This window comes from Achromobacter sp. FW305-C-13 (assembly GCF_058783475.1).
In genome coordinates this window covers 366,764-388,849 of record NZ_JBYSYN010000002.1, presented here as the reverse complement: position 1 = coordinate 388,849, position 22,086 = coordinate 366,764, and the positions used below count along the sequence as shown (strand labels likewise).

General features: G+C 66.1%; 18 protein-coding genes. 2 read left to right on the top strand and 16 right to left on the bottom strand.

Annotation, left to right across the window (positions count from 1 at the left end):
• On the top strand, positions 1–891 hold the full coding sequence (locus AC3WMU_RS13350; RefSeq protein ID WP_492282810.1) for a LysR family transcriptional regulator: 891 nt from the start codon (positions 1–3) through the stop codon (positions 889–891).
• A gap of 21 nt (positions 892–912) precedes the next feature.
• On the opposite strand, the gene AC3WMU_RS13345 is transcribed toward AC3WMU_RS13350, so the two are convergent.
• The 16 genes from AC3WMU_RS13345 to AC3WMU_RS13270 all read right to left on the bottom strand — a co-directional run bounded on the left by AC3WMU_RS13345 (position 913) and on the right by AC3WMU_RS13270 (position 20,982).
• Positions 913–2,109 carry an ABC transporter substrate-binding protein gene (locus tag AC3WMU_RS13345; protein WP_280029204.1) on the bottom strand — a complete coding sequence of 399 codons (1,197 nt, stop codon included), beginning with the start codon at positions 2,107–2,109 and terminating at the stop codon, positions 913–915.
• Positions 2,110–2,235: 126 nt separating this feature from the next.
• Positions 2,236–3,480: a dihydrolipoamide acetyltransferase family protein gene (locus AC3WMU_RS13340; protein ID WP_492282470.1), complete on the bottom strand. Its 1,245-nt coding sequence runs from the start codon at positions 3,478–3,480 to the stop codon at positions 2,236–2,238.
• Positions 3,481–3,492: 12 nt separating this feature from the next.
• On the bottom strand, positions 3,493–4,194 hold the full coding sequence (locus tag AC3WMU_RS13335) for a GntR family transcriptional regulator (protein WP_006227105.1): 702 nt from the start codon (positions 4,192–4,194) through the stop codon (positions 3,493–3,495).
• A 10-nt stretch (positions 4,195–4,204) separates the two neighbouring features.
• Positions 4,205–4,933, bottom strand: a complete 729-nt coding sequence (locus AC3WMU_RS13330) for an SDR family NAD(P)-dependent oxidoreductase (RefSeq protein WP_234704851.1) — start codon at positions 4,931–4,933, stop codon at positions 4,205–4,207.
• Positions 4,911–7,118, bottom strand: a complete 2,208-nt coding sequence (locus tag AC3WMU_RS13325) for an alpha-ketoacid dehydrogenase subunit alpha/beta (RefSeq protein WP_492282469.1) — start codon at positions 7,116–7,118, stop codon at positions 4,911–4,913. Before AC3WMU_RS13325 ends, AC3WMU_RS13330 begins: the two co-directional genes overlap by 23 nt.
• Before the next feature lie 49 nt (positions 7,119–7,167).
• Positions 7,168–7,938, bottom strand: a complete 771-nt coding sequence (locus AC3WMU_RS13320) for an SDR family NAD(P)-dependent oxidoreductase (protein WP_035214019.1) — start codon at positions 7,936–7,938, stop codon at positions 7,168–7,170.
• A 221-nt stretch (positions 7,939–8,159) separates the two neighbouring features.
• A complete protein-coding gene (locus AC3WMU_RS13315; protein WP_234818290.1) occupies positions 8,160–10,172 on the bottom strand; it encodes a TonB-dependent receptor domain-containing protein in 2,013 nt (670 codons plus the stop codon).
• A 265-nt stretch (positions 10,173–10,437) separates the two neighbouring features.
• A complete protein-coding gene (locus AC3WMU_RS13310; RefSeq protein ID WP_280029195.1) occupies positions 10,438–11,487 on the bottom strand; it encodes an ABC transporter substrate-binding protein in 1,050 nt (349 codons plus the stop codon).
• A 93-nt stretch (positions 11,488–11,580) separates the two neighbouring features.
• Positions 11,581–12,558 (bottom strand): CobW family GTP-binding protein, encoded by a 978-nt coding sequence (locus AC3WMU_RS13305; RefSeq protein WP_424625558.1) that lies wholly within the window; start codon positions 12,556–12,558, stop codon positions 11,581–11,583.
• Position 12,559: 1 nt separating this feature from the next.
• Complete coding sequence (locus AC3WMU_RS13300) at positions 12,560–14,218, bottom strand: amidohydrolase family protein (protein ID WP_492282468.1); 1,659 nt, start codon at positions 14,216–14,218, stop codon at positions 12,560–12,562.
• 5 nt (positions 14,219–14,223) lie between these two features.
• Positions 14,224–15,471: a metal-dependent hydrolase family protein gene (locus tag AC3WMU_RS13295; RefSeq protein ID WP_492282467.1), complete on the bottom strand. Its 1,248-nt coding sequence runs from the start codon at positions 15,469–15,471 to the stop codon at positions 14,224–14,226.
• Between the two features lie 26 nt (positions 15,472–15,497).
• On the bottom strand, positions 15,498–16,379 hold the full coding sequence (locus AC3WMU_RS13290; protein WP_006227096.1) for an ABC transporter permease: 882 nt from the start codon (positions 16,377–16,379) through the stop codon (positions 15,498–15,500).
• An 8-nt stretch (positions 16,380–16,387) separates the two neighbouring features.
• Complete coding sequence (locus tag AC3WMU_RS13285) at positions 16,388–17,434, bottom strand: ABC transporter ATP-binding protein (RefSeq protein WP_280029184.1); 1,047 nt, start codon at positions 17,432–17,434, stop codon at positions 16,388–16,390.
• Positions 17,435–17,437: 3 nt separating this feature from the next.
• Positions 17,438–18,301 carry an ABC transporter permease gene (locus AC3WMU_RS13280; protein WP_035214014.1) on the bottom strand — a complete coding sequence of 288 codons (864 nt, stop codon included), beginning with the start codon at positions 18,299–18,301 and terminating at the stop codon, positions 17,438–17,440.
• A 255-nt stretch (positions 18,302–18,556) separates the two neighbouring features.
• Positions 18,557–19,654, bottom strand: coding sequence for a M14 family metallopeptidase (locus AC3WMU_RS13275; RefSeq protein WP_492282466.1), 1,098 nt, complete (start codon positions 19,652–19,654; stop codon positions 18,557–18,559).
• Positions 19,651–20,982 carry an MFS transporter gene (locus tag AC3WMU_RS13270; RefSeq protein WP_492282465.1) on the bottom strand — a complete coding sequence of 444 codons (1,332 nt, stop codon included), beginning with the start codon at positions 20,980–20,982 and terminating at the stop codon, positions 19,651–19,653. Before AC3WMU_RS13270 ends, AC3WMU_RS13275 begins: the two co-directional genes overlap by 4 nt.
• 180 nt (positions 20,983–21,162) lie before the next feature.
• Here AC3WMU_RS13270 and AC3WMU_RS13265 point away from each other — a divergent pair, with 180 nt between their 5' ends.
• Positions 21,163–22,059 (top strand): LysR substrate-binding domain-containing protein, encoded by an 897-nt coding sequence (locus AC3WMU_RS13265; RefSeq protein ID WP_088588843.1) that lies wholly within the window; start codon positions 21,163–21,165, stop codon positions 22,057–22,059.
• Positions 22,060–22,086: the final 27 nt, after the last annotated feature.

The following is a 22,086-nucleotide window of genomic DNA, read 5'->3' as shown; positions in this document are numbered from 1 at the left end:
ATGCGTTTAGACCCCACTTCCCTCAAGCTTTTCATCAGCGTGGTCGAACAAGGCACCATCGCGGCGGCGGCCGAACACGAGCACATCGCCGCGGCCGCGATCAGCAAGCGCATCAGCGAGCTGGAAGAGAACCTGAAGATCCGGCTGCTGATCCGCACCAACAAGGGCATCCGCCCCACCCCGGCCGGCATTGCGCTGTCCACCATGGCGCGCCGCGCCCTGCACGAGCTGGACGAGATCGCCGTGCAGATGCGCGACTACTCGCGCGGCCTGCGCGGCTTCATCCGCGTCTACGCCAACATCTCCGCCATCACGCAGTTCCTGCCGCAAGACATCAAGCTGTTCCTGAACGACTACCCCAACGTGCAGGTGGACCTGGAAGAGAAGATCACGTCCACCATCATCAAGTCGGTGGCCGAGAACGCGGCGGACGTCGGCATCTTTTCCGGCGACGCGCCCGACGACGACGTCGAGATCCACCCCTACCGCGAAGACACGCTGGCGCTGGTCGTGCCCGCCGACCACCCCTTGCGCGACAAGCCCGGCTTCCGCTTCGCCGACGCGCTGGAACACGACTTCATCGGCCTGCATCGCGGCAGCGCCATCAACCGCATCCTGTCCAGTGCCGCCAGCGACGAAAAGCGAACCATCCGGCTCAAGGTGCAGGTCACGGGCTTCGACGCGCTGTGCTTCATGGTGAACTCGGGGCTGGGCATCGGCGTGCTGCCGCTGGACATCGCGCGCCGCTACTCGGTCATGTTCGACCTGCGCATCATTCCGCTGGCCGAACCGTGGGCACGCCGCAAGATCCAGATCTGCGTGCGCTCGTTCGAATCGCTGCCCACCGCCGCCAAGCTCTTCGTCAACCACCTGAGCCGCGGCCAGGCCTGAACCGCCCGGCCGCGCGCCCGCTTACTGCTTCAGGTCTTCGGGCTTGATGGCCTGCGTGACGGCGTCATCCACCGACACCACCTTGCCGTCGATCCAGCGCACCAGGCGGAAGTCCTTGTACGACAGCGCTTCGTGGTTGGCGCGGGTGAAGGCCGGCGCATAACTCTTGATCACGCCGTCGACCTTGCCCAGGTTCTCCAGCGCCTGCTGGACCTTTTCGCCGTCGGTGGACTTGGCCTGCGTCATGGCCGCCGCCAGGATCTTCACCGAGTCATACGCGTGCGCGGCGAACACATAGGTGGGCAGCTTGCCCTCCTTTTTCATGATGGTGTCGTACAGCGCCTTGGACTGCGGCGTGGAATCCTGCGTAATGGACGCCGAAAAAATCATCTTCTTCGCTAGTTCCGGGCCCGCGATGCGCAGGAACGGGGGGCTGAGGTTCGACCAGGAACCGAGTGTGGTCGGGTAGTAGCCGATCTTCTCCTGGCTGCGCATCAGATGGCCGTTGGAATCCGCCAGCGCGTAAACGATCAGTGTGTCGGCGCCCGACGCCTTGATCTTGTTCAGCTGCGAGCTCATGTCCGTATCCTTCGGACCGAATTTCTCGTTGGCCACCGGCGTGATGCCGTGCAGCTGCAACACGGCCGCCGCGTCCTTGGCGCCCTGCTGCCCATAGCCCGTCGTGTCGGCGATGATGGCGACCTTCTTGTTCTGCGTGGCGCGCGCCGCATACGCCGCCAATAGCGTGATCTGGTCCAGGTCCCGCATCGACACGCGGAAGATGTAGTTGGCGGGTTCCTTGCTGTAGCGGTTGGTGATCTCGGTGGCGGTCGCCGATGGCGAGATGGTCGGGATCTTCTTCTGCTGAACGATGTGCAGCCACGCCAGCATGTTGCCCGAGTTCACGCCGCCCAGCATCGCGACGACCTTTTCGTTGTCCACCAGTTCGTTGGCGTTCTGAATGGACTTGGGCGGGGATCCCACGTCATCGCGCGGCACGATGACGAGCTTTTTGCCCAGCACGCCACCGGCGGCGTTGATCTCTTCGGCGGCCTGCCGCGCGCCCGACAAGGCCGACACGCCGAAGTCGGCCGAGCCGCTGGCGGACATGTCGCTGTTGTATCCAATCTTGATTTCGCTTTGTGCCCAGGCGCCCTGCGCGGCCATTGCCAAGGCGGCAGCCAACGCGAGGCGCGTCAGCGGATTCTGCTTGTTCATTGCTTTGTCTCCAGACTTTATGTAATGGTGCTTCGACTTACCGCCGCCATCGGTCTGTACGCCGTTCGCGGTCCACCCTGCGCGCTGCTGATGTGGACACCTAGAACAACCTTTCCACTCAACCCGCTAGAGAATCAATTCGATGGGATGCTCCATGAAGTGCCGGACTTCCTTCAGGAACCGCGCGCCCAGCGCGCCGTCCACCACGCGGTGATCGGCGGACAGCGTCAGGCTCATCACGTGGCCGATCGCCAGCGCGTCGCCGTCCACCACCGGTTGGCGCGTCACGGCACCCGCGGCCAGAATGGCTGACTGCGGCGGATTGATGATCGCCGCGAACGACTTCACGCCATGCATGCCCAGGTTCGATACCGTCAGGCTGCCGCCTTCGTATTGGTCGGGCCGCAGCCGGCCACTGCGCGCCTGATCCGCCAATTGCCGGACCTGCGCCGAGAGTTCGCGCAGCCCCATGCGGCCGGCATCGCGCAAGATCGGCGTGATCAGGCCGGTCTCCAGCGCCACGGCGACGCTCAGGTCGACCTGCTCATGGCGCAGCACGCCCTCGTCGGTCCATTGCGCGTTGATCTCGGGCACGCGCGCCACGGCGCGGGCGACCGCCAGCAGCAACAGGTCATTCAGGGAATAGCGGACGGGATCGGGGCTAGCCTGCGCGCTGTCGTTCAATGCCTGCCGCGCCGCCATCATCGCGTCCATGCGGCAGTCCACGGTCAGATAGAAGTGGGGAATCTGCTGTTTGGATTGCGCCAGCCGACGCGCGATCGTGGCGCGCATCGGGGTGTGCGGGGTCAGCCTGCCTGGGGCTGTGGCGGGCGCCTTGGCTGCCGGCCTGGCATCCGCCACGGGACGATCCTGCGCGGCCTGCTCGATGTCTACGCGCACGATCCGTCCGTTCGGGCCGCTGCCGGTCAGCGCATGCAGGTCCACGCCCATGATGCGGGCCAGCCGGCGCGCCGAGGGGCTGGCAAAGAGCCGGTGCGCGGGCGGTTCGACGGCGGTGGCAGGCGGCGCAATGACTGCCTGCGTTGGTTTGGCCGCAGGTGGCGCCGGCATGGCCAGCACGGGCGCGGTCGGTTCAGCGATGGGGGCAGGCGCCTCGCGACGCGCGTCCTGCTCCGCCAGCAAGGTCGCGATGACGTCGCCCACCGGCACGGCGGTGTCGCCCGCTTCGACATGGATGCGGTCCAGCACGCCGCTGTCCACGGCCTCCAGCTCAATAACCGCCTTGTCCGTTTCGATTTCGGCCAGGATATCGCCCACCTTGACGGTGTCGCCGGACTGCTTCAACCACTGGAGAATCCTGCCCTGCGTCGTGCCCGCGCCGATCGCGGGCATCACGACTTCGATATCCATGTCTCACTCGCTTCAGGTGATGGCCAAATTGCCCGTCTTCTCGATGTAAGCCGCCGCATCGGAAATGTCCGCCACCACCGCGTCGCGCGCGCCATCGGCGTCGCGCCGCCGCAGCGCCGCCAGCAGCGCGTCGTGGTGACTGAACGATTCCCAGCTTTCGGATTTCCGGTCCTTGCTGCTCATGCTGAGCGAGAACAGGGGCGCGATCTGCAGCCAGATGTTCTCGATCATCGTGACCAGCAGCGGCATCGCCGCCGCTTCATACAGCGTGAAATGCAGGTTCCGGTTCGCTTCGATCGTCTTCAAGGTGTCGATCTTGCGCTGGTGCCCCAACTTGTCGAACTCGTGGGCGTGGCGTTCGATGCGCGCCACGGTCTCGTCGTTGATCACTTTGACGGCTTCGGCCGCGGCAAAACCTTCCAGACAGCAGCGGATGCGCACGATCTCGCGAAACTTCGGCAGGCTGGGTTTCGGAACGCGCAGGCCGCGGCTGGGCAGCATTTCCAGCGCGCCTTCGGCCACCAGCTTGTTCACGGCTTCGCGCACCGGCATCGGGCTGGTGTTCAAGGCGGCGGCCAGGCCGCGTAAGGTGATCTTTTCCCCGGGCGGCACCGCGCCGCTCATCAGGAGCTGGCGCGTCTGTTGATAGATCTGGTCCGCGACGGTCACGCGTTCCTGCTTGTCGAGCAGGCCTTCCAGGATGCTGTTGTCCATGTTCTTGCGCCTAATTCATGTAGACGCCACCGTTCACATCCAGCGTGGCGCCGCAAATGTAGCTTGCGCCATCCGAACATAAAAAGGCGATGGGCAAGGCGATCTCGCGGGGCTGGGCCATGCGTCGCAGAGGAATTCTATTCGCATCCAGGGCGGCGCCCTGCACCATGGCGGTGGCGGTCGCGCCCGGCGCCACGCTGTTGACGGTGATGCCCGACTCCGCCCCCTTGCGCGCCAGCCATTTCACGAAAGCGTGCGTGCCGCCTTTCGCCGCCACATAGTGGGGGCTGGCCGCCAGGCCGCCCATGCGCGCCGCCACGGACGACACCAGCACCATGCGGCCGCTGCCCTGCGGCGCCATCTTGGCCAGCGCCGCGCGGGTCAGGTGCATGACGCCAAGCAGGTTGATGTCGATGACCTGCCGGAACACGTCGTCCCAGCCGTCGGCGTTCCAGTCGTCCCAGGGGCAATAGCCCGCGTTGGCCACCAGCGCATCCAGCCTGTCGAGGCGTTGGACGGCGGCTTCCGCCGCGGCGCGATCGGTCACGTCGAACGCGATCGCCTGTGCCGCCGATCCCTGCGCGCGCAATTCCTCGGCCAAGGCCTCAGGGGCTTCGCGGTCGGCCAGCACGAGTGCAGCGCCCTGTTCGGCGCAGACGCGTGCCGTCTCGCTGCCGATGCCGCCGGCCGCACCCGTGATCAGGATGGTTTTGCCTTCAAGCGCGTAGGGCACGGACATTTCCTTGTGTGAGGTCCAGGGCGCTGTCGCGCCGCATGGCGGCGATCAGCGTGCGCAGGTCGTCCTCGTCCGCCAGCGCCGCGCGCTCCAGCGCCTGCGACACCGTAGGCGGCGCCCAGCGGCCCGTGACGCGCTGCACCGGCTGGTCCAGATAGTCGAAATAGCGGCGCTGGATCTCGTCGGCGATCAGCGCGCCCAGGCTGGCGCCGCGCGTCGTCTGTTCGACGATCGCCACCCGGCCCGTCTTCATGACCGAACGCCCGATGGTGTCGTAGTCGATGTCGCGCTGCGACAGCGTGCGCAGGTCGATGATGTCGGCGCGCACGCCGGTTTCGTCCACGACCTGCCGGCAGCGCTCGACCATGCTGAGCGTGGCCAGCAGCGTGATCTGGTCGCCTTCCTGCACGCGCTTGGCGCGGCCGATGGGAATGCAATAGTCCAGGTCTTTCGGCACCAGCGTCTTGCGCTTGTGCAGTTCCTGCGGCTCGATTACCAGCACCGGGTCCTGGCAGCGCAGCGCGGAATTCATCAGGCCGACATAGTCGAAGGCGTTGGATGGCGCCACGATATGCCAGCCCGGAAACAGCGCGAACACGCCGGCCGGGTCCATGGAATGCTGCGAACCGTAGCCCTCCGCGCCCGGGATGCGCGTACGCAGCACCAGCGGCACGTTGGCCGTGCCGTTGAACAGGTGGCGGATCTTTCCCGCCTGGTTCAGCAGCTGGTCGCCCGCCACCAGGAAGAAGTCGCTGTACATCAGTTCCACTACCGGGCGCAGGCCCGACAGCGCCGCGCCCGTGGCCAGGCCGCAGAAGCCGTTTTCAGTGATCGGGGTGTTCACCAGGCGGCCCGCGTAGGTGTCCGTCAACCCGCGCGTGGCGCCGACCGTGCCGCCGCCCATGTTGGCCACGTCTTCGCCGAACACGTAGATGCGATCGTCTTCGGCCATGCGCGCGCCCATGGTGCGCGACATGGCTTCGATGTAGGACAGGCTTTCCATGTCGTCCACATCGAAGTCTTCCGCCTCGGCAAAGCGCGCGCCGTCGAATTCGCGCATGTCGCTGGTCAAATGATCGTCCACGCTGGCGGCTGCCGGCCACAGCGCGGCGCGGATACGGGTGGCGGAGCCCGTGCCTTCCACGCAGGAGTCTGCGGCCGCTTCCACGGCGTCGGTGACGGTGGCGTCGATGGCGGCCAGGGTGTCAGCGTCCAGAATGCCGCGCGCGGTCAGTTCACGCTGCAGGAACAGCCAGGGATCGCGCGCCTTCCAGGCGTTCTCCTCGTCGCGCGTGCGGTAACCGAAGGCGCTGCCGGGAATCGACGAGCTCTGGTGGTAGTAGCGGTAGACCTCGGCCAGGATGAATGCCGGCCGCCCTTCGCGTTCGATATGCGCCTGCGCCCAGCGCGTGGCCAGCCAGACGGCGAAGGGGTTCATGCCGTCTACCTTGACGGCTGCGATGCCATGCGCCTGCGGACGCGTCAGCAGTTCGGTCTGGAATGTGGATTGCTCCACGCTCATCGACACCGCGTACTTGTTGTTCTCCAGGAAGAAGATCATGGGCAGGCCGTACAGCGCCGCCAGGTTCATGGCCTCGTGCGTGGCGCCCTGATGCACCGCGCCGTCGCCGAAGAACGTAACCATCAACTTGCCCGATCCGCGCTGCTTTTCCGCGAACGCGTGGCCGCAGGCGATGGGGATGCCGCCGGCGACGATGGCATTGGTGCCCATGATGCCCAGGTCGGCGCGGCGCAGGTGCATGGAACCGCCACGCCCGCCCGTCCAGCCGTCCTTCAAGCCCAGGATCTCGTGCATCAGGCCCTGGATCTCCTGGCGCATGCGCGGGGTGAGCCCGCTGGCGGCCGGGTCGAAGCCGTCTTCATACAGCGCATTGACCGCCTTGGCGACGCATTGGTGATGCGCGCGGTGCGTGCCGTTCATCAGCGTATCGATAGGCAGGGCCGCGACGCAGCCCGCCGCGCCGCCTTCCTGGCCGATGCTGGAATGCGCCGGCCCGTGCACCAGGTTCAGCTTGTCCAGTTGCAGGATCTTTTCCTCGAAGCGGCGCGCCGCCAGGAACAAGGTCGTCAACCGCATGGCCTCGGCGCGCGTCAGCTGCGCCCAATCGCTGTCTTCCACCACCAGCGTGCGCGCTTCTGTCGTCTGCCCGATGTCCTCGAAAAGCATGTCTTCTCCTTGTGCAAGACCGGCCTCTGACGGGCCGGCAGCCTGCCGTTCAGATATGCGCGGTCACGCCGCCGTCCACCACCAGGCTTGCGCCCGTCACGAAGTCGGATGCGGTGCTGGCCAGGAACAACGTCGCGCCGATCAGGTCTTCGGGTTCGCCCCAGCGGCCCAGCGGCGTGGTGGCCACCACCCGTTCGGCGTGGCCGGGAATGTCCACCCGCGCCTGGCGCGACAGCGCCGTGTCGATCCAGCCCGGCTGGATCACGTTGACGGTGATGCCGTCCGCCGCCCAGGCGCACGCCAGCGAACGCGTCAGCTGCAGGACACCGCCCTTGCTGGCGGAATAGGCCGCCGTCACGGCGTTTGACGCCAGCGCCAGGATCGAGCCGATGTTGATGATCTTGCCCTTGCCGCGCAGGCTCATCGGCGCGTGCACGGCCTGGCACATGTTGAACGTGCCCTTGAGGTTGATGTCGACGATGCGGTCCCACACGTCTTCCGCGTACAGCTCGGGCCGCATGCGCGTATTGACGCCGGCGCAGTTGACCAGCACGTCCACGCCGCCGTAGCGCGCCACCACGTCGGCCACCGCGTCCGCGCAGGCCTCGCGGTTTTCCACGCTGAGCGCGATGGCTCCGGTCTTCACGCCGGATTCGCGCAGCTCGGACGCCAGCGCGTCCAGCTTTTCCCCCGCCAGGTCGGCCAGCACCAGCGTCGCGCCGCCTTGGGCGAAAGCCCGGCTGAGCGCAGCGCCGATACCGCCCGCGGCACCGGTAATCAAAACGATCTTGTCTCGAACACTGAATAGTTGTTGGGTCATGCCTGCTTCGCCGCTGCCCGCGTACCGGCGGTTGCCGGACGCTATTTCTGATATGTGATCACAAATCTGATTCTAGGAACGGCATGTTCGGGCGTCAACAAGATCGGACTCGGGGTCTACCCGTAGAGGCTGTGCGCCCGCAGTGCAGCAAAAAAACGCCGGGGCGCATGGCCCCGGCGTCCGTCTTGCGGCCAGGCGTCCATCTCGGACGCCCTGCCTTGTCAGTACGTCATGCGCACGCCCAGCAGCACGCTGCGCCCGGGCAGCGGCGCCACCGACGAGATGAACGAGGCGTGGTTGTAGGCCAGCTTGTTCAACAGGTTGGTGCCGCGCAGATAGACTTCGTAGCCGGTCGCGCCGTAGCGGCCGCGGTAGGCGACCACGGCGTTGACCTGGTTGTAGCCCGGGGTGCTGTCTTCGTACGACGCAATGTCCTTTTGCGAGAACACGCGCGCGTATTCCACGCCGCCCGACCATTGCTGCCACGTCACGTTGCCGCGCACGCCCGCGCGCGCCGCCGGGATGCGCGGCAGATTGCCATCGCCGCCCGTCAGCTTGCCGCGCACATAGTCACCGAATACCGCCGCCGAGAACACCGGCGTGAACTGATGGCGCAGTTCGCCCTCGACACCCGTGAATTCCGCGTCGCGCTGCGTGTATTCGATCAGCCGGAAGTCTTCGTAGCGGTCGAGCGTGTTCGCGTAGATGTAGTTCTTCACGCGGTTGTGGAACACGCTGGCCGAGAACGTCGTGTCGCCCGAATGCTTGCGCAAGGTCAGGTCGATGTTGTGCGAGGTCTCGCGGCCAAGGTCTGCATTGCCCAGTTCGTACGTGTTGGTGGCCAGGTGGACGCCGTCCGCATACAGCTCCTGCGCATTGGGCAGGCGTTGCGAGCGTGACAGCGACAGCGCCACGGAATACTGCGGCGCAAAGTCCCAGATGGCCGCGGCCGACAGCGACGTGCCCGACAGGCTGCTACGCGAAGCACCGCCCGACGGCGAGATGCGCTGCCAGTCCTGGCGCGCGCCCACTTCGAAGCGCCAGTCGTTCAGCTGGTATTCCTCCAGCACGAACAGGCCGTTGGACCGCGTCTTGCTGCGCGGCAGGAAGGCCTCTTCGCCTTCGGCGCGGAAATCGCTATAGGCGTTCTGCACGCCCACCACGCCACGCCAGCCGGCGATGGGCTTGTGCTGCAGCTCCACCCGCAGGTCGTAGCCCTTGTTCTTGAAACGGGTGCCGACCTGGCCGCCTTCGATCTCATCGTGCTGGTAGTCGGTCAGGCCGCCGCGCACGCGGATCTTCTCGAAGCCGGCAAACGGGTCCTGGTACTCCGCGCGCAGGTCCAGGCGGTTGCTGCGCAGCTTCACGTACGGCACGCCGCCATGTTCATGCTCGTGATCATGGTCATGGCCTTCTTCTTCGTGGTCATGATCGTGCCCGCCGCAATGCAGATGCGTGCCGTGCGGGTGGCAGCCTTCGTATTCGTGGTTATGCCCCGGCAGGCCATACTTGCTTTCCAGATGCGTGAAGGCCAGGCCGACGTATCCGCGCGGGGTGATCCACGACATGCCGACAGAGCCCTGGGTGGATTCGCTATACGAACCTTCCAGCTTGCCACCCGGCCAATCGGGCACGTCGTAGTCGCTGGTGCGCCGCTTCATCCCTTCAACGCGCACCGCGAACTGGCCTTCGCCCGCCGTGATGCCCACCGCACCCGCACGTTCCTTGGTACCGGTCGCGCCGCGCAGTTCGGCTTCGGCCTCGATGCCCTTTTCCGGCACCGCGGTGGGGATCTTCTTGTCCACCACGTTCACCACACCGCCGATCGCGCCACCGCCGTACAGCAGCGTCGCCGGGCCGCGCAGCACTTCAATCCGCTCGGCCAGCAGCGGTTCGACCGTCACCGCGTGGTCGGGGGAAATGCTGGACGCGTCCATGACTTCAGAACCATCGGACAGCACTTTGACTCGCGGCGCGGTCTGGCCTCGGATCACCGGCCGGCTCGCGCCGCCGCCGAAGGTATCGCTGTTGACGCCGGGCAGGTTCTTCAGGGTCTCGCCCAACGTGCCGGACCGCTGCTCGATCAGGGCATCGCCTTCGAGCACCGAGGCGGGCAACGTCGTGCTGTTCAAGTCCAGCCCCAGCGGGTTGGCGGACACGGTAATGGGGGCCAGCGTCTTGGCGCGATCGGACTCCGTTTCGGCCTCGGCCTGCGCGACCGGCGCGATCAGCATCAGTGAGCAGACCAGCGGTTTCAACGCCCCCCGGCGGCTGGCCCGCAGGGCCTTCGCCCCGCCTCTTTCCTCAACCGCCCCTAGCTTCTTGCCTTTCATCTTCGCTCTCTCGGATGTTATATCATTACAAATACCTGACAAATGATATAACATTTCAAGATTGACGCAAGATGTCCAGGGTAGATTCATCGGCCGCCCATCGCAGACGGGGACCGATCTGCAACGTCCCTCCGGATGCGGACCGGCCGCATCCGGAAGCGGCGCCTCAACCCGCCTTGAATTCCTTGTTCCAGAATTCCAGCATGTCGGCCTTGCCCTCCGTCAGGCGCTTCAGGTCATAGGCGTGCAAGAGCTTCACTTCCGCCTCGGAGAAACCCACGCGCTTCAAGTTTTCCGGCAACGACGCGTTGGTCACCGTGGGCGCATAGCCCATTTTTTCGGCGAAACCGATCTGGCCTTGCGGGTCCAGCATGGCGTTCAGGTATTCCCAGGCGGCGTCCTTGTTGCGGCTGTTCTTGGCGATGCCGGCCTCGAACGACACGGGCACCGAACCCTCCTTGGGAATCACGAAACCCAACGGCAGGCCGCTGTCTTTCCATTGCAGCGCGCGCGCCTTCCACATGCACGCGATGGCAATCTCGCCGGACTTGAAGGCGGCCGCGACCGCCTCGTTGGACGGGTAGATGCGCGGCGCATTCGCCTTGAGCTTGGTCAGGAAGCGCTTGCCCCCGTCAAAACTCTTGGTGTCGCCGCCCGCGCCCAGCCCGACGAAGACGGCGTTGTACAGGTACAGGATGTCCGAAAAGCCCACCTGCCCTTTCAGTTTTGGGTCCAGCAACACTTCCAGCGAATCCGGCGGCGTCGGGAATTTTTCGGTGTTATAGACCAGCGTCATCGCGCTGAAGATATGGGGAATCGAATATGCCGTCTTCAGCGCGCCGATCGCATGCGCCAGATTGGGCAGCTTCTTCGCGTCGATCGGTTCCAGCGTGCCGGAGCGCTCGGCGTCGTACATGTCGACTTCGCCCAGCAGCGCCACGTCCATGCTGCCGCGCCGCGAATTCTTTTCGGCGCGCAACTTGGTCACGCGGCCAACGGCGTTGCCCGTGTCGTAGACGACCTTCACGCCTTGTTTGTCGACGATGGGGTTGATGATCTGCTGCAGCAGGTTCTGGTAGTCGCCGCCCCAGGTCCCCACCACGATTTCTTTTTCGGCGGCGTGCGCCATGCCCGGCACCCAGCCCAAAGCGGGAGCGAGCGCCAGGCCGGAGGCGGTCTTGATGAAGCCACGGCGAGTCAGGTTTTTCTCTTGCATAACGACCTCGTATCGAAGGGGAACTGACGACTTGCTACGGTGCGGACGCGTGGCCGGCTGTGCCCGGCCGCGCGCCCCGGTACGAAAAATGCTTCAGGCCAGCATGTCCACGGGCGCGTGGGGCGAGGACGCCCGGATCTCGCCCGCATCGATGTCGCGCGCGATCACGATGATGGCGTCGGGCGCATCGGGTTGCCGGGTCAGGCGTTGCGGCGCGCTGAAGGTGGTGCCCACCGACTGGATCAGGATGGGTTCGGCGCATTCGTTGACGCGCACCACCGCCTTGACCCGCAACAGGCGTTCGCCGCAAAGCCCGGCCAGGTTGTCCAGCCATTCCGAAAAATCCGTCCAGCTGATGCCCGCGTGGGCACGGGCCGCCATGACGCGGATGCGGGGGTGCGCGACCCCCTGCCCGCCCGCTGTCAGCATCCGCGCGGCCAGCCCCGCCAGATCCGCCACGCCTTGGGACGGGGCAAACGCGGCTTGTACGGCGCGCCGGCGGTCCGGGTCGGCAATGACGGCCGCCAAGGGGTTCAGGGCAGCGGCGCGCACGGCGCGTGCGTCCAAGGCGCCGTCGGGCAGCAAGTCCGTCTTCGTCAACACGATGCGGTGCGCGGCGCCGAACTGGGCCATGGCTTCGTCCATCTCGGCCAATGCGTCCGGGTCGCGCGCGCAGTCGTCGGTGCAGACCACCGTCAGCCGCAGGCCGCGGCGCGCCAGCTCAGGATCCGCCAGGGACGCGATGATGGGGCCGGGCCGCGACAAGCCGCTGCACTCCAGGATGACCCGCTGCAAGGGCCCTTCGCCGTCGGGGCGCGGCGCGTCCAGCAGCGCGCTCAAGGTATAGACCAGATCGCTGCGCAGCGAGCAGCACACGCAGCCGTTGGCCATCAGCGTCATCGGCACGTTGTCGCTGTCATTGGCGACGATGGCGCCATCCACGCCGACCTCGCCCGCCTCGTTGACGATCACGCCCGTGTCGCGGGACGCCGGATCACGCAGGTAGTCCACCAGCAGCGTGGTCTTGCCGCTGCCCAGGAAGCCGCAAAGCAGGAAGAGGTCGACGGCCATGTCAGGATGCCTCTTGCCCGCCGTCGCAGGGCGAGCCTGCCGGCGATCCGCCGAACGGCGGGCGCTCGCCGTCCGGGTCTTGCTCCCAGCTGTCCTTGACCATCTTGCGCACGTCGGCCAGCATTTCGGCGGTGTCATACACCACGCCCGATTTGATGGTGGTTTGCAGGCAGCGCTTCCATTCCACCTTGGCCGTGTCGTCGTTCAGGCGCATGGCGCCGGTGCCGAACAGCAGTTTGAAATCGGTCAGCGGATTCTGGTCGTGGATCAGCAGGTCGGCGCGCTTTTGCACGTCGATGGAGCCGGTGTCTTCATCGATGCCTAGCAGCGCGGCGCTTTGCGACGTGGCCGCGCGCAGCACTTCGATGGGATGGAACCCCGCTTCCTGCAGCAGTTCCAGTTCGCGCACAAAGCCGAAGCCGTAGATCTGGAAGATAAAGCCCGAATCGCTGCCGGCGCACACGCGGCCACCCAGGTTCTTGTATTCGTTGATGAACTGCATCCACAACCGGTAGTTCTGCTTCCACTCGATCTCGTTCGTGGTGCTCCAGCGGTACCAGTACGCGCCGTGCCCGCCGCGTTGCGGCTGGAAGTACTTCCAGACCGCCTTCCAGGTGTAGTCGTCGTGCCAGTCGGCGCGACGCGCGCGCATCAGGTCGCGGTTGGCGTCATAGATGTTGAACGTGGGCACGAAGGTATGGCCCAGCTCCAGGAACTGATCCATGACCTGGCGCCACTTTGCCGACCCCGGCTGCGCCGCCTGCATGAAGGTCTGGCCGGCGACGGCGAAGCGGTAGTATTCGTCGCTGTAGTTGTAGTCGGTGGGAAAGGACTGCACGATGCGATCTTCGAACAGCGCTTCCGGCAAGCCGTAATAGTGTTCGGAACTGGTCAGCCCCCAGCGCGCGGACTTCAGTGCGTTCACCCGCGTGACCGCCATCTGCGCGTGATGGCAGCCCGACCGCAGCCCCAGCTGCGCGGCTTCGTCCAATGCCGCTTCCATGATGGCGGGCGGCGCGCCGAAGAACTTGATGCCGTCCGCGCCGCGCGCCGCCAGCTTGCGCACCCATTCGCGGCCCTGCTCCGGCGTGTGGATCGTCTTGACGCGGTCGTTCACGGCGGGGAACACGGAATGCACCACCATGCGCGGCGCCGCGATCTTGTTGGCGGCGGAAAGCTCGCGCTGCTCCATCGTCCAACCCAGGCCGCCCATCGCGCCCATTTCGCGCACGGTCGTGACCCCATGCGCCAGCCACAATTTGTAGATGTAGTCGGCGGGCGGGACGATGCCGCTCATGGCGTGGTACGGCGTGCCAATGTGCGCGTGCGCATCGACGAATCCGGGGGTGACGAACTTGCCGTGGCAATCGATCTCGTGGTCGCCGGGGCCCGGCCGGCGTTTCGGGTCGATGGCCTTGTGTGGCGTGCCCACGTTGACTAGCGCGGTGATGCGGTCGTTCTCGATCACGATGTCCACCGGCCCCCAGGGCGGTGCGCCGGTACCGTCGATGATCGTCGCCCCGCGCAGGATCAGCCTGGGAAACGGGCCCAGGCCGCGGTCGCGCGAGACCGGTGCCGACGGCGGATGCCAGCCTTTGGCGGCGTTGACGTCGCGGGATTCCTCGCCGACTTCCGATTGCGAAAACGTGGGATCGCTCATGGCGCTTACACCCCCAGTGCGTTGTGTTCGATGACCCCGCCCTTCATGATCAGGGCCAGATGTTCGCCCTGCCCCAACAGGCAGGACAAGTCGCGGTACGGGTTGCCGTCCACCAGCAACACGTCTGCCAAGGCGCCCGCCTGGATGCGGCCCAGCTGCCCCACCTGGTTCAGCACTTCGGCCGCGGTGGTGGTGGCGCACTGGATGACTTCCTGCGTGGACAGAACCTCGTTGCGGATGCGGAATTCGTCGCTCTGCAAGCGCTGCGACGGCCCCAGCAAGTCCGATCCGTAGCCGATCTTCACGCCCGCCTTCTTGTAGATTTCCAGCGAATGCAGGCCGGCGGTGCGCACCGTGGCAATCTTCGCCACCGAATCCGGCGGCAGGCCGTAATCGGCCCCTTCGTTGGCCAGCGCCTCGTACGTGACAAGCGTGGGTACCACGAACGCGCCCTTCTCGGCCATGAATCGCGCCACGCGCTCGTCGACCAGGTTGCCGTGTTCAATCGTGCGCACGCCGTTGCGGATGGCGCGCTCGATGGCATCGGCCGTGTACGAGTGCGCCATCACATAGGTCTGGCGGCTGGCGGCCTCGTCCACGATGACGCGGATCTCTTCCTCGGAATAGCCGAAGGACGCGATGGGGTCGGTGGGTGACGCCACGCCGCCCGAGGCCATCATCTTGATCTGGTCGGCGCCCATCTGCAGTTCCTGGCGCACGGCGCGGCGCACGTCGTCGATGCCGTCGGCCACGCGGCCGATGTCGCCGGCACGGAAACAGCAGCCGCAAAAGCTCATCGGACGCAGATGATCGGAACGCGGGCGCGGGTCGCCATGGCCGCCCGTCTGGCTGATGGCGCGGCCCGAGATGAAGAGACGTGGCCCCTTGACCGTGCCTTCGTTCACCGCGCATTTCAGCCCCCAGCCCGCACCGCCCGCATCGCGGACGGTGGTGAAGCCCCGGCGCAGCATCGCCGCCATGATGGGCACCGCGCGCATCATGACCAGCGCATCGGGCAGCGCGCCTTGCGTGCTGAGGTTCAGCTGGGTCGCCAATACGTGCACGTGCAGGTCGATCAGCCCCGGCATCAGCGTGCGGCCCGCCGCGTCGATCACCTGCGCGGATGCGCTGGACAGGGGCTTGTCCGACACGTCCTTGATGAGGCCGTCCTCGACCAGCACGTGATGGCCTTCCAGCAGGTCGGCCTGCAAGGGATCAAGCAGGTTCGCGTTCTTGAACAATACGGATGCCATGAAAGTTCCTTGTTGGAAATGCGGAGTCAAGACGCCATGGTCTTGATGTAGCGTCGATGGATCAGCCAATTCGAGACCAGTGCGATGGCCAGCGTGCCGCACACCAGGATGACGGCCAGCGCCGCGCCGAATGGCCAGTTCGACGCGCGCGTGATCTGGTCGTAGAGCGCGGGCGCCATCATCGTCAGGCCGGAGCCGCCCAGCAGCACGGGCGTGGCGTAGGCATTCATGCACAGGATGAACACCAGCATCGTGCCGGCCGCCACGCCGGGCGCGGCGATCGGCAACACGATGCGGCGAAACGTCGTGAAGAAGCTGGCACCCACGTTGCGGGCGGCCTCCTCCACCGACAGGTCCATGCCTTCCAGCACGCTTTGCAGGGTCAGGATCAGGTACGGCATGACCACGGCGGTGGTGCCGATGACGACCGCCGTGGGCGTGTACATCAGGGTTAGCGGCTTGTCGATCAGCCCAAGCCCCTGCAGCACGGCGTTCACCACGCCTGCGTTGCCCAGCGCCACCATCCAGCCCGCCGCGCGCACCACGTTGCCCACCATCAGCGGAAACACCAGCAGGATCACGAACAGGCTCTTGTACCGGCTTTGCGTGCGCGCCAGGAAATACGCCACCGGAAAGCCCAGCACCAGCGCCAGCACGGTGCACAGCCCGGCCACCCACAAGGTCGTGAAGAAGATGTCGCGGTAGTAAGGGTCGCCGAAGAACTTGGCGTAGTTCTCGAACGTGAAGGCGGTCTGCATCAGGTCCGCCGGATCGAAATGGTTGAAGCTGTAGCGCGCCAGCTGGAGGATGGGGACCAGGATGATCACCAGCACCACCAGCGACGCCGGAAAGGCCAGCCCCGGCCCCAGCCAGCGGCTGGGCCGCCCGTCTTTTATCGCGGTCGTCATGGGGGCTCCTATTGCGTGAAGGCCACGCAGTCTTCGGGCTCGAAGCATGCGTAGACTCGCGCGCCCGGCGCCGGCTGGGCGCGGCCCGCGCCGCCGTTGACGATCTGGCTGATCATGCGATTGCCGCCTTCAAGCTGCACGCGCACTTCCAGCACCGACCCCAGGTACAACGACGATTCCACCACCCCGGCCAGCGCGTTGCCGCCTTCGGGCTGGGCGGCCAGCCGCACCCGTTCCGGCCGCACGCCCACGTGCGTGGCGCCGGCCCCGCCCGGCGTGGCGATGCGCTGGCCGGTGTCGGTGTGGAACTGGTTGTCGGCCTGCCCACGGCCCGTGAACACGTTCATCTTGCCCAGGAAGTCCGCCACGAAGAGATTGGCCGGACGCTCATACAGGGTGGCGGGCGCACCCACCTGCTGCACGATGCCGTCGTGCATGATGGCCATGCGGTCGGCGATCGCCAGCGCTTCTTCCTGGTCGTGCGTGACGAACACGGTCGTCAGACCCAGGCGCTGCTGCAGGGAACGGATCTCTTCGCGCACTTCCAGGCGCAGCTTGGCGTCCAGGTTGGACAGCGGCTCGTCCAGCAGGAACACCTTGGGCTCGATGGCAAGCGCGCGGGCGATCGCCACGCGTTGCTGCTGGCCGCCGGACAACTGCCGCGGATAGCGTTCGCGCAATTCGGTCATGCGCACCATGTCCAGCACGCGGCGGATCTTGGCGTCGCGGTCGGCCTTGGGCACCTTGTGCATTTCCAGTCCGAACGCCACGTTCTCGGCCACCGTCATGTGCGGGAACAGCGCATAGCGCTGGAACACCATGCCGGTGTCGCGTTTGTGCACGGGCAGCCGGGTCACATCGGTCTCGCCGATGCGGATACGGCCCGCGGTCGGTGTGATGAAACCGGCGATCATGCGCAGCGTGGTGGTCTTGCCGCAGCCGCTGGGGCCCAGGAACGTCACCAGCTCGCCCTCGGCGATCTCCAGTGAAAAATCCGACACCGCCACCGCCGATCCGAACTGCTTGCGGATATTCTCGATTGAGACCTTCGCCATTTCTTACACCACCTGACTGAGTTTCACGTAGCGGTCGGTCACAAGCATGATGATCCCCAACAGCAAGATTTGCACCGAAGCCACCGAGGCGATGGTCGGGTCCAGATTGAATTCCAGGTACTGCATGATGGCGATCGGCAGCGTCGTTCGGCCCGGCCCCACCAGCGACAGCGACAGCTCCAGGTTTTCGAACGACACCACGAAACTGAACAGCGCCGCCGCCACGATGGACGGGCGCAGCATAGGCAGCGTCACGCGCATGAAGGCGACCGGCGCGCTGGCGCCGAGGTTGCGCGCGGCCTCTTCGATGGAGCCGTCCAGACCGGCCATGCCGGCGGTGACTAGGCGCACCGTCCACGGAATCGTCAGGCACACGTGCGCGATGACGAGACCGCCGAAGGTGCCGATGATGTCCTGGTCCAGCATTTCTTCGGCGCGCAGGTAGAACAGGTAGATGCCCACGCCCGCGACGATGCCGGGGATCAGCAGCGGCGACAGCAGCAAGGTATTGATGCCCTTGCTGCCCTGGAAGCGGTAGCGGGCGATGCCCACCGCCGCCAGCACGCCCATCACCACGCCGATGGCGGCGGCCACCAGCGACACTTGCAGGCTGAACAGGAATCCGTTGGCGAACGCCGGGTTCTGCCACGCTTTCACGTACCAGGACAGCGTGTAGCCGGACGGGGGGAAGTAGAGGATGGCGTCCTTGAAGAAGCTCAGCCAGACCACCAGCACGATGGGGCAGAGCATGAACGCATACATGAGGACGACGAAAACGCGGTGCAGCCACGTTGCCCACGGGATCACGCGAATGGGCTTGATCCGGGCGGCCGTGACGGCCGAGTTCAAAGGAGGCGCGCTATGCAAATCCTGGTTCCTTGTCAGCGAGGTGCCGGCTCGGTTTGAAACTCCTCCGGTTGGAACTCTTCGGTTCGCTCGGTTAACCCAAGCATATCGATGGGTTGCTGGCAGGCTCAACTAGGGATAACCCAACACTGCACCGCACTTGCGGGTAATCCCTGGCGCAGGGGCGCATGCAGGTGCAACCCGCTGAGACAGAAGGCCAGAAGCAGGTGCAACCCGGATAATCAGTGCGGGTTGCGGGGCCGACGAACGACGCGATCAGCGCGCGGCTTCCAGGCCGCACAATGCTTGCAGCACGGCCACGCGGCTTTGCCCCAGCACCATGCCGTGCCAATCGTCGGTGGGGCAGTAGAACGCGTCCTGCGTGGCCTGCAGGATGTCGCGGCGCAGCGGCGCCGGCGCGTCCGGGTTGGCCCGCAGCCAGTTGCGGCCGCGCAGTGCCAGCACGATGTCGTCAAACTGCAAGGTGCCGTATTCCAGCGCCATCAGCGTCGGCGACGACTCGGGGCAGGTCTGGTAGATCAGGCCCGCCAGGTGACCGGTGATGTCGACCGATGCCGACGTGCCCTGGAACGGCACGGCGATGTCCAGGCCCCACCATTGCCGCGCGCGCGCCACTTCGGCATCGTTGCGCCGGCCCGCGTAGATCTTCTCGCCGTGCCCCCGCGGCCCCAGACCGGTGTGCACGTCGATCCAACCGATGTGGGCATGGCGGCTGGCCTGCGTTTGAAGGATGCACCGCAGGTTCGCCAGCGATGCGGCAGGCGCCGCGCCACCATAGAACAGGCCATCGTCGTGCGTGTACTGGCCGCGCGACACGGCCTGCGCAAAGGCGGCCTGCCCATGTTCCGCCACGTAGCGCGCGAGGCCCCGCTGGTTTTCTTCCGACGGCGGCCATTGCGCCGGCAGCAGCAACGGATGCAGATCGCCATAGCCGGGATTAATTGGCAGCGGCGTACCGTCGAACGGCTGGGCGTTGCGGTTCAGGTCCACATTGCCCTCGTCCGTGCGGGCGATCCACGAAAAGCCGTAAGGATTCACGGCGTGCACCAGCAGCAACGCCACGCCCGCTTGGGCGGCGCGCTTGAGCATCGGCGCATCGTCCATCAATGCGGCCTGGCAGCCTGCGCCGCAGAACCCTTCCACGCCATGCGTGGCGGACGTCATGATCAGCAGACGTTCGGCACCCGCGGCGCCGATCAGCGCCGTGTCGGTTGCCAGCGCCTCGCCTTCGCGGCCCATCGCCTCGATCGCGTAAGACTGCACGTGGGCGCCCAGGCGCGCGGCGTCGGACAGGAACCGCTCGCGCGATTCGGCGTAGCTGCGGGGGAAGTAGCTCGTACTGCTGGGCATCATGCCTCCTGCTTGTCGATTTCATGGCCGGTGCGGTCCTGGATCCAGAACAGCACCACGGTCGATAGCGTCACAGTCACCATCAAGTACCAGGCGGGCGCCATCGGATTGCCGGTGACGTGCAGCAGCCAGGTCACGAAGAACTGGGCGAAGCCGCCGAACACAGAGATACCCAGCCCATACACCACGGACATCCCCGTCGTGCGCACCGCCTTCGGAAACAGTTCGGGCAGCATGGTGATGGTGGGCGCCGTCTGCAGGGCCAGCAGGATGGCCAGCAGCGCGATCACCGTCATCAGCCGCGCGGTGCTGGGCGCGGACACCAGCCACTGGAAGCACGGCAGCAACGCGCACACGGTCACCGCGCGCGACCAGAAGATGACCCGCTTGCGCCCGACCCGATCGGCCAGCATGCCGACAAACGGCGCCAGCACAAAACCGATGGCCCCCAGCACCACGCTGGCAAACAGCGTGGACGTGGCCGGCAAGCCCAACTCCTTGCTGGCGTAGGCGGGCATGTAGAAGCCGATGATCTGCGCGCAGACCATGCCGCCGATCACCAGCAGGATGCCTTTGACGATCTGGGCCTTGTGATCGGCGAAGACGCGGCGCAGGGGCTGGTGGGTGGAGGCGGCGCGCGTCGCCGAGGGCGCCTGGGCGGGCTCCAGCGTTTCCTCCAGGTTGCGGCGAATGTAGGCGCCGACCGGCACGGTCAGGATGCCGATCACGAAAGGCACGCGCCAGCCCCAATCCTGCATCTGTTCCTTGGTAAGCGCGGCCGTCAACAACGCCACGGTCAGCGCGCCCAGCATTACGCCCAGTGATTGGCTGCCGAACTGCCAGCTGGAATAAAAGCCGCGCTGATTCGGAGGCGCGTGCTCCACCAGCAGCGTCGTGGATGCTCCCACCTCGCCGCCGGCGGCAAAGCCTTGGATCAAGCGCGCCACCACCATCAGCACCGGCCCCACCACCCCCATCTGAGCGTAGGTGGGCGCCACCGCAATCAGCCCGCAGCCCAGCCCCATCAGCCATAAGGTCAGCGTCATGGCGGCGCGGCGGCCGTGGCGGTCGGCGTAGGAACCAATCAGCATGCCGCCCACCGGCCGCATCAGGAAGCCGACGCCGAAGGTGGCGGTGGTCAACAGCAACTGGCCATAACTGGACGCGGCCGGAAAAAACAACGGCCCGATGACGAGCATCAGGAACGTGAACACGGTGAAGTCGAAGAACTCCAACGCATTGCCGATGGTCGTGCCGGCGATCACCCGCCGGCGCGCCATCGACGAATGCAGAGACTGCCGACCAGGATCGGCGGCAATGGCGGTAGACATGTTTCCCCCTTGATGTCCGTGGCGGGGCGCCGGTCCGTAGACCCGGACGCTGTGACACCCCCGAGTGGAGGAATATACGGATGGCGCACGATAAGGAAAAGACAGTATTTTTGTTCCAGTGAAACCTTTTTCTTATATCCCGATCCGTCTTCGCACTACCCCCGATCCCGGACCCTGCCCATGAACCTGCGCCAACTGCGCACATTTGTCCTGATCGCCGAACACCGCAGCATCCGTGCGGCGGCCCGTGCCCTGTTCGTCACCCAGCCCGCCGCCACGCGCAGCCTGCGCGAGCTGGAGCAAAGCGTGGGCGCCGAATTGGTGCGCCGCAGCGCACGCGGCGTAGAGCTCACGACTTATGGCGAGGCGCTATACCGGCGCGCCGTGCTGATCTTGCAGGAAGCGCGCAAAGCGCAGGAAGAAATCGGGCAGATGCGCGACGGCGAAGGCGGCACGCTGAACCTGGCCATCAGTTCTTCGGCGCTGACGGCGCTGCCCGCCGCGCTGATGGCATTCCGCGCCCGGATGCCGCGCGTGGCGGTGTCGTTCAACGAGGTCGCGCCGCCCTACAGTCACGAACAATTGGAATCGGGCCGCTACGACCTGCTGGTGCAGACGGAATACGACGGCAACATCGACGACGGCTTTGCGCGCCAGACACTGTTCACGCTGCCGATGGCGGTGGGCGCGCGGATCGGCCATCCGTTGCGCCACGCGCGCAGCCTGGCCGACATGCACGACGCGCTGTGGCTGCTGCCCGGCAACATCCAGGCGCCGGCGAACCTGCTGCGGCTGGCGTTCGACGCCCACGGGCTGCCGCCGCCGCGCGACATCATCCCCTGTCAGTCCATCGCCATCGCGCTGGCGATCATGGCCGAAAGCGATGCGCTGGGCATCTTCGTGCGGGCCCTGTTCGACCACCAGCTGATGCCGCGGCCCTTGCGCATGGTGCCGCTGGCGCACGAGCTGCCCGCCGCGCGCGTGTCCATCCTGACGCGCGCCGACTCGCCGCCCACGCCGGCCGCCCAGTGCTTCGTCGATTGCCTGATGGCGGCGCGCGCCGGGCCCGCGGCCTAGGGCCGGCGCCTAGCGCCTTTCAATGCC